Source organism: Streptomyces sp. TLI_105 (genome assembly GCF_900105415.1).
Taxonomy (GTDB): Bacteria; Actinomycetota; Actinomycetes; order Streptomycetales; family Streptomycetaceae; genus Streptomyces.
The window spans coordinates 5,229,249-5,243,338 of record NZ_FNSM01000001.1 but is presented as its reverse complement, the minus strand read 5'-3'; the positions used below and the strand labels follow the sequence as shown (position 1 = coordinate 5,243,338).

Sequence of the window (14,090 nt, the reverse complement as noted above, 5' to 3'; positions counted from 1 at the left end):
CCGACACCGGGCGCGCGTACCGACACCGGGCGCGCGTACCGACGCCGGGCGCGCGTACCGACCGGGGACCCTGGACCGCCCCGGCCCTTGCCGGCCGGGCCTACTGCTCCAGGTGCCCCGTGTCGTTCCAGCGCTCGATCGCCGGGGCGTCGTACGCCCAGCCGAGGACCGAGAGGCTCGTCGGGTCCAGGCGGATGCGGGAGGCGAAGGAGACGTCCTCGCCGAGCCAGCGCGCGCCGATCGAGCGCAGGATGTGGCCGTGGGCGAAGACCAGGACGTCCCGGTCGGCGGAGCGGGCCCACTCCACGACCTCGTCGGCGCGGTCCGACAGCTGGGCGAGCGTCTCCCCCTCGGCGACGCCGTCGCGCCAGATGAACCAGTCCGGCTGGATCTTCCGGATCTCGGGCGGGGTCAGCCCCTCGTACGCCCCGTAGTCCCACTCCATCAGCGCGTCCCAGGGCTGGGCCCTGTCCCCGAAGCCGGCGAGCTCGCAGGTCTCGCTGGCCCGGACGAGCGGGCTGGTGCGCACCTCCACGTCGGGCAGCCCCTGCCAGGGGCCCCGGTGCAGGCGCTCGCCGAGCAGCTTCGCCCCGCGCCGTCCCTCGTCGAGCAGCGGTATGTCGGTCCTGCCGGTGTGCCGGCCGAGAAGGGACCACTCGGTCTGGCCGTGCCGGGCGAGCAGGATGCGCGGTGCCATGGGAAGGACGCTCCAGGGGTTTCACGGTGCGGACGTGCCTCTCCCATCATCGCCGACGTGAATGCGCGGTGGCGTCCGGGCAACCCCCGGGGGCCGCCTCGCGTCCCCTCCCCCGGGCCGATCACCGACCGGGGGACTCGTTCATGCGCAAGCCACGCTGGTGGGCGGAGCTGTCCCTGATCGCCGTCGTGTACGCGGCCTACTCGGGCGGGCGGCTCCTGGTGAAGGGCGACGAGGCCTCGGCCACGGCGCACGGGCTCGCGGTCCTGCGGTTCGAGGAGGGTCTCGGGATCGACGCCGAGCACCCGTTGAACCGGCTGTTCACGGACGTCCCCGCGCTCGGGGTCCCGGCGGACTTCGCGTACGCCTCGCTGCACTACCTGGTGACCCCGGCGGTCCTGGTGTGGCTCTTCCGCCGCCGCCCCGCGCACTACCGGGCCGCGCGCACCTGGCTGATGCTCTCCACCCTGCTCGGCCTCGTCGGCTTCACGCTGCTGCCGACCTGCCCGCCCCGGCTCCTCGACGCGGCCCACGGCTTCACGGACACGATGGCGCACTTCAGCGCGTACGGCTGGTGGGGCGGCGAGGCCAGCGCACCGCGCGGGCTCGGCGGTCTGACGAACCAGTACGCGGCGATGCCCAGCCTGCACGTCGGCTGGGCGCTGTGGTGCGGGGTGATGCTGTGGCGGTACGGGCGGACGCCGCTCACGAAGGCCCTCGGGGTGGCGTACCCGCTGGTCACGGCCCTTGTCGTGATGGGCACCGCCAACCACTACCTGCTCGACGCGGTCGCCGGGGCGGCCGTGATGGGCGCGGGTCTGCTGCTCGCCCCGTACGCGCTGCGGCTCGCCGACCGGATCGGCGGGAGGGCGGAAGCGCCCCCGGTTGTCAGTGGCGGATGCGAGACTTCCACGGGTGAGCGCATCCCTGGACAGCGGTCTGTCCCGAACACCGCAGACGACCAGCAGGCAGCAACTCGCTGAGCTGCGTGGACCGGGCGTCGTGCCGCGTCCGATGGACGCGCGGGCCCTCGCGGCGCTCGCGGCCAATCCGGGCTGCCGTCGGCGGGCCATCCTCGACGGCGCCGGCGTCGACAAGTCGGCGCTGGCCGCGAAGCTCGGCTCGCCCGCGCCGTTCGGGCAGTCGCAGTTCGCGATCGTGCGGGGCAACTCCTTCGAGGCGAAGGTCAAGGCGGACGGCGGGCGCGAACTGCTGCGCCTGATCGGCGTGGAGGAGCCGGGCGAGGTGTCCGTGCCCGACCTGGCCGCCGCCGGGCCCGAGGGGCGGGTGGCGCGCACGGCGCTCGCCCTGCGGGAGGCGACCGCTGCCGGAGCCTGGGCGCTGCTCGACCATCCGCTGCTCGCCCTGGAGGTCGCCGGTTCCCCCGTCTATCTGGAGCCGGACGCGGTGGTGGTGCACCCCGACGGCGGCTGGACGGTGGTGGAGATCAAGTCGTTCCCGATGATCGACGGTTCGGCCGACGCGGCGAAGGTGGGCGCGGCGGCCCGCCAGGCCGCCGTGTACGTGCTGGCCCTGGATCGGGTGGCGGCCCGTACGGAGGGCGCGCGGGTCGCGCAGTCGGTGCTCCTCGTCTGCCCGAAGGACTTCTCGAACGTGCCGACGGCGTCGGTGGTCGACGTGCGCAAGCAGCGGTCGGTGACCCGGCGTCAGCTGGCCCGGCTGACCCGGATCGACGAGATCGCGCGGGCCCTGCCGGAGGGCATCAGCTTCGACGTGGTGGAGCGGACGGCGGAGGAGCTGACGGCGGCCGTGGAGTGCGTCCCCCATCAGTACGCGCCGGAGTGCCTGGCCGCCTGCGAGCTGGCCTTCCACTGCCGGGCGCGCTCCCGGGAGGCGGGCGCGGTGGAGACCCTGGGCCGTTCCGTACGGGGGGAGTTGGGCGGCCTGACGACGGTCGGCGCGGTCCTGGCGGCGGCGCGCGGCGAGGCCGGCGACCCGGAGGACCCGGCGGTGGCGGCGCTGCGCCGGGCGCGGGCGCTGCGCGACGAGGCCCTGGCGGGGGTGGCGGCATGTCGCTGATCTCGACGCTCGCCCGGATGGAGGCCGTCGAGTCGGGGCGGGCGCAGCCGCTCGCCACGGTCCGGCACCGACGGCTGTCCGCGCGGCCGTTGGTCCTGGTGCCGCTGACGACGGCCGGTGAGGCGGGCGCCCCGCTGGGCGCTCTGGTCGGCACCGATCCGGAGGAGCCGCGGCTCCTGGTGGTGCCGCAACCCCGGGACCGTGACCTGCGGTTCGCGTTCCTCGCGGACCTGGCCGAGGAGATCCTGCCGTACGTCGACTCGTTCACGGACGTCGTCGAGGCGGCGGAGAGGAACGAGGTCGACCCGGAGACCGGGAAGAAGGTGAAGGTCGAGGTCGAGCTGTGCGCCGACGCGCCGCAGCTGATCGTGCCGAGCCGGGCGGGCATCGAGTACGTGCGGCTGCTCGGGCGGTCGACGCGGTTCCGGCGGACGGCCGAGCAGGACCCGGAGACGCCGTTCCCGGCGCCGCCGCGGGTGCCGCTGCTCGGCCGGTGGCTGACGCACTTCGGCGAGCGGGCCCGGGTGCCCGGCTCCTCGCTGCTCCTCGCGGCGACGGACCTGCTCAACCGGCACTGGGCGACCGGCCAGTCGTCCCTGGAGGACCAGCACCTGGGCGCGCTGCTCGCCTGGATCGACCCGCGGGACGGGGAGTCCGGCCCGGAGGGGGCGCTGCGGGCCGAGGTCGGCCGGGACGCCCAGGGGCAGCTGCTGTGCCCGCCCGCCGGGCCCGCGACCGACCCGGCCTTCGACAACAAGCTCCTCGCGCCGGCGATCGAGCGGTACGACCGGGCCCGGCAGGCGCTCGGCGCGGCCGAGGACGGCGAGAGCGCCGACACGGGCCTCGCCGAGCTGCACGGGGCCGAGCGGGAGCTGCGCCGGCTGATCGCCTCGCAGCTGAAGCCGACCTGGGACGCGGTCTGGCGGGCGGTCGAGCTGCTGCGGGATCTGCCGGAGGGCACCAGGGTCGAGGACCGCTGGACCCGCGACCGCTGGTCCTTCACCGGCCACCGGGACCGGGTCGCGGCCGGCGAGCCGCCGCAGCCGCGCCGGGACGACGCCGTGACGGCGGCCTCGAAGCTCGCCGCCCGCGAGCAGGCGCAGGGCCAGCTGGAGGCGCAGGAGGCCCTGGACGACCCGCTGGTCCTGGCGGGGCGGCGGCTCGCGGGCGAGGCGTTCTCGGCCGAGGTGGTCGAGGTGACGATGGCGTGGACGGAGTCGAAGCGGCCCGCGCCGCGCCCGCTCGTCACGGTCCGCACGGACGACCGGCCGCACCTGGGCGAGAAGGCGAGGGTGTACCGCTCGCTGGACGGCAAGCCGCAGGCGGCGGAGTTCGTGCGGTACGAGGAGGACGGCTCGCTGCTCCTGCGGATCCTGGACCGTATGGGCCGGTCCAAGGAGCCCGCGGAGGGCTCCGTGCCGGAGAAGGGCGAGCGGATCGCCTGGACGCTGTTCGAGCACGACCAGCGGGTCGGGCCGAAGCTGCCGGACCCGGGGGAGACACCCTGGACACACGGCGGCCCGCCCCGGACGGACGCCGTGGAACTGCCCGACGCCGTGACCCCCGATGACGTGCTGTGACTCCGTCCGACGCCGTGACCGCCGAGGACCTGCCGTGACCCTGCCCGACGCCGTGATCCCCGAGGACCTGCCGTGACCGTGTTCGACCCGTCCGCCGAGGCCGCCCGCGCGACCTCCGCCATCCTGGCGGACACCCTGCACGGCACCGCGCGGGGCGTCGTCGTCGACTCCCCGCCGGGTGCCGGCAAGTCGACGCTCGTGGTCCGCGCCGCCCTGGAGCTGGCCGCCGCCGGGCGCCCCCTGATGGTGGTCGCCCAGACGAACGCGCAGGTGGACGACCTGGTGCTGCGGCTCGCGGAGAAGGAGCCGGACCTGGAGGTCGGCCGGCTGCACTCGAACGACTCCGACCCGTACGACAAGGCGCTCGACGACCTGGCCAACGTACGGAAGTCGGCGAAGGCGGGCGAGCTGACCGGGCTGCCGGTCGTCCTGTCCACGGCCGCCAAGTGGGGGCACGTGAAGAACGTCGAGCCGTGGGCGCACGCGATCGTCGACGAGGCGTACCAGATGCGCTCGGACGCGCTGCTCGCCGTGGCGGGGCTCTTCGAGCGGGCGCTGTTCGTGGGCGACCCCGGGCAGCTCGACCCGTTCTCGGTGGTGGGCGCGGAGCAGTGGGCGGGGCTCACGTACGACCCCTCGGCGAGCGCCGTCTCCACGCTGCTCGCGCACAACCCGGAGCTGCCGCAGCACCGGCTGCCGGTCTCCTGGCGGCTGCCGGCCACGGCGGCGCCGCTGGTGTCGGACGCCTTCTACCCGTACACGCCGTTCCGCAGCGGCACCGGGCACGGGGACCGGAGGCTCTCCTTCGGGGTTCCCTCGGACGGTTCCGGTCCCGACCGGGTCCTCGACGAGGCCGCCGAGTCCGGCTGGGGCCTGCTCGAACTCCCGGCCCGGCACACCCCCCGCACCGACCCCGAGGCGGTCGGCGCGATCGCCCTGCTCGTGCGTCGGCTCCTGGACCGGGGCGGCGCGGCGGTCTCGGAGCGCTCCGAGATCCCGGTGCCGCTCACCCCGGACCGGATCGCCGTCGGCACCGCCCACCGCGACCAGGCGGCGGCGGTCCGGGCGGCGCTCGCGGACCTCGGTGTGACGGGCGTGACGGTGGACACGGCGAACCGGCTCCAGGGCCGTGAGTACGACGTGACGGTGGTCCTCCATCCGCTGTCGGGCCGCCCGGACGCGACCGCCTTCCACCTGGAGACGGGCCGGCTGTGCGTGCTGGCCTCCCGGCACCGGCACGCGTGCGTCGTGGTGTGCCGGGCGGGCGTGGCGGAGCTCCTCGACGAGCACCCGTCGACGGATCCGGTGCGGCTGGGGGTCGCGGTCTCGTTCCCCGACGGCTGGGAGGCGAACCACGCGGTCCTCTCCCACCTCGAGGAACACCGGGTGACCTGGACTCCCTGACCCGTCCCGCGGGTCGAAACCGGGGCCCGGAGGGACCGCGGGGGCGTACGGGGAAAGGTTCGCGCTCTTGCGGGGCGCGAGACAATGGGAGACGGCCCGGGAGTCCGGGCCGTGCCTGTGCGAGGAGGAGAAGGACGATGGCGGAACCCGCGGAGCGGAGCACACAGCGGCGGCTTCGGCCGGCACCGCTGATCTTCGAGCCTGCCGAGGCGACCGCCGACCCGGAGCACTTCTTCGATCTGGAGTCGATAGAGGACCCCCGCGAGCTGCTGTCCCGGGCGACGGAGCTGACGCTCGCGTTCCGGGCGGCGACGGACCGGGCGACCGAGTTCCAGGCGATCGCGGCCGCGCAGCTGGCGGATCCGCGCCGGTTCGACCGGCTGACGGCGGCGGACGTCGCCGAGCGGGCGGCGTGGACCGAGGACTACGCCCGGAAGATGATCGAGTTCGGCCGTGACCTGATCCGGACGAACGGACAGCCGACGGAGGACTGAGCCGGGGCCTGGTGGAACGCGCCACGCGCCCTCACGCGCGTGGCTCGGAGGCGTACGCCTGACCGAAAACCACCCCTGGCATATGCCGAGGGGGCACGATACTCCTCCCCCACCCCTCCTGTCCGGGATTCCGGGAACCCTCGGCAATCGGGTGATCACACCGGGTAGACCTGGATCCATGACGACCTGGCTGCGCGACGAGACCCCGCACGACATCTTCCGGTTCCTCCGGCAGGGCGACGAGGGACGGCACCAGACGGCCCGGGTGACCGCCGACGGGGCCGCCTGGCTCGCCTCGGCCGCCGGGGGCCGCGAGGGCGCCGCGCTCACCCGCTGGGAGTCCCGCCCCGCCTCCCCGGCGGCGCTGCCCTGCGGGTCCGTCTTCGACGTCGTCAACGTGGACCCGGTCTTCGGCCGCCGGATGCTGGACCGGCTGTGGGAGGAGGGCCCCGGCTCGGGGCCCGTCGCGACACACCGGGGCCGGATGATGCTGTTCGCCGCGCCGGGGACGGCCCAGCGGCTGCCGGCCCTGCTCGACTGGGAGGAATGGGGGGAGGCGGTCCCCCGACCGCTCTGTCACGGGCTCGGGGACGCGGTGACCGTGCCGGCCCTCGTGCCGTCCGGCTCCGCCGGGCCCCGCTGGCTGGTGGCCCCGGACACCCGGCACCCGTGGCTGCCCGGCCCCGAGGTCGTGCTCTGGGCCTGCGTGCGGGCCGTCCGGGCGGCCTCCGCCGCCGACGTGCGGGTATCGATTTTTCCTCCCGCCGATCCGGATGCTAATGTCTACGACGTCAGCAGGCGCCGCTAGCTCAGTTGGTTAGAGCAGCTGACTCTTAATCAGCGGGTCCGGGGTTCGAGTCCCTGGCGGCGCACAGACAGGAGAAGCCCCTCGCGGAAGCGAGGGGCTTCTTCGTTCTCCGGATCAGGCCCCTCTGGGAGGGGTGATCTTCACCGTCCAGTCGCCCGCCTCGGTGCGGTCGGTGACCTCGACGCGGACCCCGGTCCCGGGCACGGTCAGGGTCTCGCCCTCCTCCAGGGGGGCGTCCGCGAGCGGCGGGTAGACGGAGCGGTCCGCGCACGCCTGGGTGGCCGGGTGCGCGTCCACGACCTCGACCGGGCCGTCGCCGGAGGCCGCGCTGCTGCGGACCCGGTAGACGAGCACGCCCTCGGTGCAGGTGTCGGCGTCGTTCCCGGCACTGCTCCGGGCCTCGATCGCCAGGACGCTGTCGGGGCCGGTGCGGACGACGGCGAGCCGGGTGCCGAGGGTGCCGCCGGCCGGGGGCGGGACGTCGATCGGCTCCAGGCTGACCAGCCGGGAGGCGGAGCCCTGGACGCAGGCGATCTGGGCGCGGGAGAGCCAGCCGAGCTTCCACTTGTGCCAGCCGAAGAGGTCCGGGGAGAGTCCGAACTGGCTGCCCATGACGTCCCAGTCACCCACATGGGTGTCCCAGTCGCCCTTGCCGTCCACCGGCCGGTGGTAGAGGTCGGGCAGGTCGAAGACGTGGCCGGTCTCGTGGGCGAGGACGTTGCGGTCGGGCGGGTGCCGCTCGAAGACGGTGACGACGCGCTTGATCTCGGTGCCGTCGGCCTCCAGCGGGTGCTCCAGGTTGACGACCTTGGTCGCGTCGGAGTCCACGCCGGGCGCGTCCGGGTCGGCGACCAGGTAGACGATGTCGTACCGCGAGAAGTCGACGTCCTTGTCGGCGGCGGCGATCGCGTCGCGGAGGTAGGCGGCCCGCTTCCCGGCGTCCCAGTCACGCCGTATGGCGTACCCCTCCGACGCGTGCGGCATCGGGGTCCAGGAGGGCCGGGGGTGCGGGCGCAGGTCGAAGCGTCCGTAGGAGGCGCGGGCGAAGTACTCGCTGGTGGCGGGGAAGTGGTCGGCGGCGAGTTCGGCCGGTTCGGTGAGCGGTGCGGAGTCCGGGAAGGACAGGAAGATCATGACCGCGTCGAGGTCCTGGTTCGGCCGGGGGTAGGAGCTGTTCCAGGTGTCGAGGCCGAGCGAGTGGTGGGCGGCGGTACGGGGCAGGGCGCAGGGACTCGCCGAGGGCGCGCCGACGGCGGGGCCCGCGACGAGCCCCGTGGCGGCCAGGGCGGCGAGCGCGGTGAAGGCCGCCGCGCCGGCACGCAGTCGTGAGCGTTCCACTCCCCCGGGTGGCTGCTGAGCCCTCACGTGGACCTCCGGATCGGGAATGCGGGACACCCCACCCACCTTGTGATGGTTTGCGGCGTTTCGCATGTTTCCGCTGCCCCGGTCGGGTGAGGGCGCGCCATGGGGTCGACGCGACACGAGCGCGGTTCAGCTCACGGAAAGTCACATTCGGTCATGCCCGCGACGGCCCGTGTCAGACCCGTGCAGAAACGATCGGGCGGGCCGGTCCGGTGGGCAGCCTCACAGCGCCGGAGGCCCCTCACGGACGCCTCGGAGCTGGAACGCTCCCCCGGCTGGCTCTATGATCGGCTCACTCTTCCTTGGCCGACCATCCCGACCACATGTGACCGGCCCGACTGCACACGGGAGCGAGCGGTGAGCGGAACCCCCGAAGGACCGGTGCACCCAGAGCCGGCGGAGACACACGCGGCCGAACCCGCACTCACGGAGCGTCACCTCGCGCGCCGGACGGCCGAACTCCGCGACTACCGCGCCGCCTTCCGGGTCGCCCAGCTCGCCATGGCCGTGGTCGACGAGGACGGCGTCGTCATCGCCGCCAACGACTCCTTCGGGACCCTCCTCGGCACCGAGCCCGCGGCGCTCCGGGAGCAGGCCGCGGCCGACCTCGTCGACCTCGCCTCCGACGGCCGCACCTGGCACGCCTACCGCGAGGTGCTCGGCGGCCGCCGCTCCCGCTTCCGCTGCACCCGACGCCTCAAGCACGCCGACGGGCGCTCGCTGTGGGCCGAGGTCACCGTCGCTCCCGTGCCCGACAGCCGGCGCGTCCTGCTGTCGATCGCGGACATCAGCGAGCGGCGCGAGCTCCACGCCCGGCTGCGCCACCTCCAGATGCACGACCCGGTGACCCGGCTGCCCAACCGGGCACTGTTCTTCGAGCGCCTCTCGGCGGCCCTGGAGGTCGCGGCCCAGGACGCCGCGGTCGCCGAGGCCAGTGCGCAGTACGGCTCCCAGGAGTCCCCCCGGTCGCATGAGTCACACGAGTCATACGAGTCGTACGGCTATGGCAGAACAGGGCGGATCGGTCTCTGCTACCTGGACCTCGACGGCTTCAAGGCGGTCAACGACACCCTCGGCCACCGGGTCGGCGACCGGCTCCTGGCCGCCGTCGCCACCCGGCTGACGGAGTGCGCGGACAGCGACGGCTACACCCGCAACGGCGGCCACCTCGTGGCGCGGCTCGGCGGCGACGAGTTCGCGATCCTGGTCGAGGACTCCACCGGCACGGAACAACTGGCGGACCTGGCGCGCTCGGTGCTCGACGCGCTGCAGCACCCCTTCGACCTGGGCGGCCAGCGGCTCTCGGTCTCCGCCTCGATCGGCGTGGTCGAGCGGGCGGCGCCCGGGACGACGGCGACCGCCCTGATGCAGGCCGCGGACACCACGCTGTACTGGGCGAAGGCGGACGGCAAGGCCCGCTGGACGCTCTTCGACCCGGAGCGCAACGCCCACCGCATGACCAGGCAGTCGCTCTCCTCCACCCTGCGGCCGGCCGTGGAGCGCGGGGAGTTCGCCCTGGAGTACCAGCCACTGGTGGACCTGGCCGACGGGGCGGTGCGCGGGGTGGAGGCACTGGTGCGCTGGAACCACCCGCAGTTCGGCTCGCTCGCGCCGAATCGGTTCATCGGGATCGCCGAGGAGGACGGCTCCATCGTGGAGCTGGGGCGGTGGGTACTGGGCACCGCCTGCCGCCAGGCCCGGCAGTGGCAGAAGGACCATCCGCGCGAGCGCCCGATCTTCGTCAGCGTCAACGTGGCGGTCCGTCAGGTCTGGGACTCCGACCTGGTCGCGGACGTGGCCGGCATCCTCGCGGAGACCGGTCTCGCCCCGCACCTGCTCCAGCTGGAGCTGACCGAGTCCGCGGTGATGGGCTCGAACGGCCGGCCGCTCCAGGCGCTCCAGGCGCTGAGCGACATGGGCGTGCGGATCGCGATCGACGACTTCGGCACCGGCTACTCGAACCTCGCCTATCTGAGCCGGCTGCCGGTCTCCGTGCTCAAGCTGGACGGCTCCTTCGTCCGGGGCTTCCAGGACGAGGAGCACGCCAACCCGGCGGACGAGCTGATCGTCGAGGCGCTCGTGCACCTGGCGCACCGGCTCGGCCTCACCGTGACCGCGGAGTGCGTCGAGACGGCCGGGCAGGCCAGTCGGCTGCGCCGGATCGGCTGCGACACCGGGCAGGGCTGGCTGTACTCGCGGGCGGTGGCCCCGGACCGCATCGCCGAGCTGATCGGCACGGAGCCGCTGCCGGTCTGATCGACTCGGAGCCGCTGCCGGTCTGATCGGCTCGCCGGTCCGGGTCGTACGGGATTCCGGGCATGGAACTGCCCCCGGCCGGAGGGACATTCCGGGCGGGGGCAGTGGTTCATTCGGCCAGAGGGATCAGCAGGCGCCCTGGTCCTTCCAGACGCCCCACTCGCCGGTCGTGCCCGGCTCCTCGTTCTGGGTCCACCACTGGGCCTTCCAGGTGTGGCCCTTGTGGGAGACGAGCGAGCCGCCGGTGTAGACGGTGCCGGCCACGTACGGCGCGGCGGTGCAGCCGGTGGTCGGCGGCGTCGTCGGCGGGGTGGTGGGCGGCGTGGTGGTCGGCGGGGTGGTGGGAGGCGTCGTCGGCGGGGTCGTGGGCGGGGTGGTCGGGGTCGTCGGGGACGAGCCGACCGCCGTCACGATGTCCTTGAAGAGGGTCGCGTTGGCGTCGAGGCCGAGGAGCGAGTACATCATCGCGCCGGCCAGGCCGCGGTTGTGGGCGTAGTCGGCGCGCGCCTGGACGGTGCGCTTGTCCAGGCCGGTGAAGAACTCACCGTCCTTGTAGAAGTACGCGGACTTGGCCTGGTCGTCCCAGAAGGTGGTCGACGGGTTGTCGACGATGCCGCCGAGCTCCTTGTAGTACGCGATGCCGGCCGCCTGGCTCAGCGGGCGGGCGTTGGAACCGCCGGTCGCGGGCTGCGCGAGGCCGTTGGTGGTGCCGGCCGGGACGCCCTTCCAGCCGCGGTAGTAGAACTCGTAGCCGAGGGTCAGCTTGTTCGCCGGGAAGCCGCCGGTGATGCCGTAGGCGGGCTTGCCGTCGATCCAGGAGTCGATCGCGTTCTCGATCGAGTACTTCTCGGTGCCCGGCTTGATGACGTCGGTCGGGTCGTTCGTGCCGGAGCGCAGCGGGGACTGGTGGTACGTGGGCCCGTCGCCGTCCCAGGCGCCGTGCATGTCGTACGTCATGATGTTCGCGTAGTCGAGGTACGCGCCGATCTTGTCCGTCTCGATGTTCTTGATCTTGTCCTGGCCGGCCGGGAGCGCGGCGGTCAGGAGGTACTTCTTGCCGCCGTGGGCCGCACCGTACTCGTCGAGCTGCTTGCGGAACTCGGCGAGGAGGAGCGTGAAGTTCTGCTTGTCCTCGGGGGCGTAGTGGTTGCCGAGGTGGCCGTCGGGCGAGCCGGGGTACTCCCAGTCGATGTCGATGCCGTCGAAGATGCCGGCCGCGGTGCCGGGGCCGCCGTAACCGCCCTCGACGGGCAGGTCGCCCTGGATGTACTGCTTGATACAGGAGGCGACGAACTTCTTGCGGCTCGCGTCGGTCTTGGCCGCGTCCGAGAACCACTTGGAGTAGCTCCAGCCGCCGATCGAGATGTTGATCTTCAGCTTGGGGTGCTTCGCCTTCAGCTCCTTGAACTGGTTGAAGACGCCCACGATCGGCTGGTCCCACTTGTCGGCGACGCCGTCGACGCTGTCCGCGGCCGAGAAGGACTTCTGGTAGTCGGCGTACGAGTCGCCGGCGCCGTCGCCCGCGTTGGGGTTGTTGTCGTCGCCCGCGGCCTTGTTGGCCTCGAAACAGGTGAGGTCGGTCGGGTGGATGTTCCCGAACGAGTAGTTGATGACGTCCAGCCCCGCCGCGATGCCCCGCTCGTCGAGGTGCTTCGGGTAGAAGGCGTTCCCGTAGACGCTCCACTGGTCGTAGTACGCGATTTTCACGCCTCCCGTGGAGGCGGTGGTGCCGGTCTCGGCGGCCTGGGCGGAGCCGAGTCCGGCCGTGGCGGCGAGGGCGCCGGCGGCGAGGGCCGAGCTGAGGAGCGCGGCGATCAAGGGCTTACGGGGGTGCACGTGCTGCCTCCGGGAGGGGGTGGCGGTACGGAAGTTGGAGCAGTGATATCCGCCGCGTGAACAGCTCGTCAATGGTCTGAACCAGATTGAGGACTAGACCAATTTGATGGAGAAAGCCCTTGTCAGAGGGGTGAAGCACAAAAGGAAACCGCCCGCCACCATCGGTGACGAGCGGTTTAAGGTTCGCTTAGGGCGAGGGCGCGGTTCGTTCGACGCTGAACCAACGGCCCGGGATTTTCGCCCCCCGGCCCCCTGCGCGCCCTAGGCCTCCGGCAGTTCCGGCGACTCCGGCAGCTCCGGAAGCTCGTACGCGTCGGCGATCAGCTCGTAGCTCCGCACCCGCTCCGCGCCGCCGTGCCCGTTGGCCGTGATCATCAGCTCGTCCGCACCCGTCCGCTTCCGGAGGTCGTCCAGGCCGACGCGCACCTCGCCCGGCGTGCCGTACACGACGTTCGCGAGCCAGCCGTCGACGAACTCCCGCTCGGCGGGGCTGAATCCGTACGCCTCCGCCTCCTCCGGCGTCGGCACCAGGCCGGGCCGGCCGGTGCGCAGCCGCAGCATCGCGAGCGCGCCGGCGAGGACCTGGCGGCGGGCCTGCGCCGCCTCCTCGGCGGCGAACGCCGAGACGCCGATCATCGCGTACGGGGCGTCGAGGACCTCCGAGGGCCGGAAGGAGTCCCGGTAGAGGTCGAGCGCCGGGATCGTGTTCCTGGCCGAGAAGTGGTGGGCGAAGGCGAAGGGCAGCCCGAGCACCCCGGCGAGACGGGCGCTGAAGCCGGAGGAACCGAGCAGCCAGATCGGCGGGCGCCCCTTCGGGCCCTGCACCGGCCCCGGCACAGCGTGGATCCGGGCGTACGGGTGGCCGTCCGGGAAGTCGTCGTCCAGGAAGCGGGTCAGCTCGGCCAGCTGCTGCGGGAAGTCGTCGGCGCCCTCGTCGAGGGTGTCGGAGCGGCGCAGGGCCGCGGCCGTCACCCCGTCGGTGCCGGGCGCGCGCCCGAGGCCGAGGTCGACCCGGCCCGGGGCGAGGGCCTCCAGGGTGCCGAACTGCTCGGCGACGACGAGCGGGGCGTGGTTGGGCAGCATGACGCCGCCCGAGCCGAGCCGGATGCGCCGGGTGTGGGCCGCGAGGTGGGCGAGGATCACGGCCGGGGAGGAGGAGGCGACCCCGGGCATGGAGTGGTGCTCGGCCACCCAGTGCCGGTGGAAGCCGCGCCGCTCGGCGAGCCGGCTCAGCTCGACGCTCGTGGCGAGCGCCTGGGTCGCGGTCCGCCCGCTGCCGACGGTCACCAGGTCCAGCACGGACAGCGGCACGGGCGCGCTGCCCCGCGCCTCTCCTCGAATAGCGTCGGTCACCTTCGGGGCCCTCCTCGGCACACATGCGGATACATCAGGACGACAACAGGAGGGTGTCTCCGCTTATTCCGCTCCCTCGCGGCAGAAATTTTCTGCGCCCGCCGATGGCCGAACATCGACCTCGGCGCCGCCGCGCACGGCCCTGACCTGAGGCTCTGCGCGCCACTCATGACATGGGCATATGCCAGAGTGTCGCGTCGCAGCCCAGGGGCCCGCTCCGTCGCATCATTCTCGCCAACAGCCGCCCCGTGAAGGGCCCT

At 73.3% G+C, this 14,090-nt stretch carries 11 protein-coding genes and 1 tRNA gene; 8 read left to right on the top strand and 4 right to left on the bottom strand.

The window, feature by feature from the left end; genetic code table 11:
• Window positions 1-100: 100 nt before the first annotated feature.
• Window positions 101-697, bottom strand: coding sequence for a histidine phosphatase family protein (locus BLW86_RS24020; RefSeq protein ID WP_093875957.1), 597 nt, complete (start codon window positions 695-697; stop codon window positions 101-103).
• A gap of 143 nt (window positions 698-840) precedes the next feature.
• Here BLW86_RS24020 and BLW86_RS24015 point away from each other — a divergent pair, with 143 nt between their 5' ends.
• The 7 genes from BLW86_RS24015 (at window position 841) to BLW86_RS23985 (ending at window position 7,087) form a co-directional block, all read left to right on the top strand.
• Window positions 841-1,680: a phosphatase PAP2 family protein gene (locus tag BLW86_RS24015; protein WP_093875956.1), complete on the top strand. Its 840-nt coding sequence runs from the start codon at window positions 841-843 to the stop codon at window positions 1,678-1,680.
• Window positions 1,613-2,737, top strand: coding sequence for a hypothetical protein (locus BLW86_RS24010; RefSeq protein ID WP_093875955.1), 1,125 nt, complete (start codon window positions 1,613-1,615; stop codon window positions 2,735-2,737). Before BLW86_RS24015 ends, BLW86_RS24010 begins: the two co-directional genes overlap by 68 nt.
• Complete coding sequence (locus BLW86_RS24005) at window positions 2,728-4,317, top strand: hypothetical protein (protein WP_093875954.1); 1,590 nt, start codon at window positions 2,728-2,730, stop codon at window positions 4,315-4,317. Before BLW86_RS24010 ends, BLW86_RS24005 begins: the two co-directional genes overlap by 10 nt.
• Window positions 4,318-4,389: 72 nt before the next feature.
• A complete protein-coding gene (locus BLW86_RS24000) occupies window positions 4,390-5,721 on the top strand; it encodes an AAA domain-containing protein (protein ID WP_093875953.1) in 1,332 nt (443 codons plus the stop codon).
• A gap of 137 nt (window positions 5,722-5,858) precedes the next feature.
• Window positions 5,859-6,215, top strand: coding sequence for a hypothetical protein (locus BLW86_RS23995; protein WP_093875952.1), 357 nt, complete (start codon window positions 5,859-5,861; stop codon window positions 6,213-6,215).
• A 178-nt stretch (window positions 6,216-6,393) separates the two neighbouring features.
• A complete protein-coding gene (locus BLW86_RS23990; protein WP_093875951.1) occupies window positions 6,394-7,023 on the top strand; it encodes a hypothetical protein in 630 nt (209 codons plus the stop codon).
• Window positions 7,014-7,087: transfer RNA gene (locus BLW86_RS23985), tRNA-Lys, on the top strand. Before BLW86_RS23990 ends, BLW86_RS23985 begins: the two co-directional genes overlap by 10 nt.
• Before the next feature lie 50 nt (window positions 7,088-7,137).
• Here BLW86_RS23985 and BLW86_RS23980 read toward each other — a convergent pair.
• Window positions 7,138-8,388 (bottom strand): M6 family metalloprotease domain-containing protein, encoded by a 1,251-nt coding sequence (locus tag BLW86_RS23980; protein WP_093878830.1) that lies wholly within the window; start codon window positions 8,386-8,388, stop codon window positions 7,138-7,140.
• Window positions 8,389-8,742: 354 nt separating this feature from the next.
• On the opposite strand from BLW86_RS23980, the gene BLW86_RS23975 reads away from it, so the two are divergent.
• Window positions 8,743-10,641, top strand: coding sequence for a putative bifunctional diguanylate cyclase/phosphodiesterase (locus tag BLW86_RS23975; RefSeq protein ID WP_093875950.1), 1,899 nt, complete (start codon window positions 8,743-8,745; stop codon window positions 10,639-10,641).
• A gap of 126 nt (window positions 10,642-10,767) precedes the next feature.
• Here the strand turns inward: BLW86_RS23975 and BLW86_RS23970 are convergent, their stop codons facing one another.
• Window positions 10,768-12,477: a glycosyl hydrolase family 18 protein gene (locus BLW86_RS23970; RefSeq protein WP_093875949.1), complete on the bottom strand. Its 1,710-nt coding sequence runs from the start codon at window positions 12,475-12,477 to the stop codon at window positions 10,768-10,770.
• Window positions 12,478-12,738: 261 nt separating this feature from the next.
• On the bottom strand, window positions 12,739-13,830 hold the full coding sequence (locus BLW86_RS23965; protein WP_177181735.1) for an LLM class flavin-dependent oxidoreductase: 1,092 nt from the start codon (window positions 13,828-13,830) through the stop codon (window positions 12,739-12,741).
• Window positions 13,831-14,090: the final 260 nt, after the last annotated feature.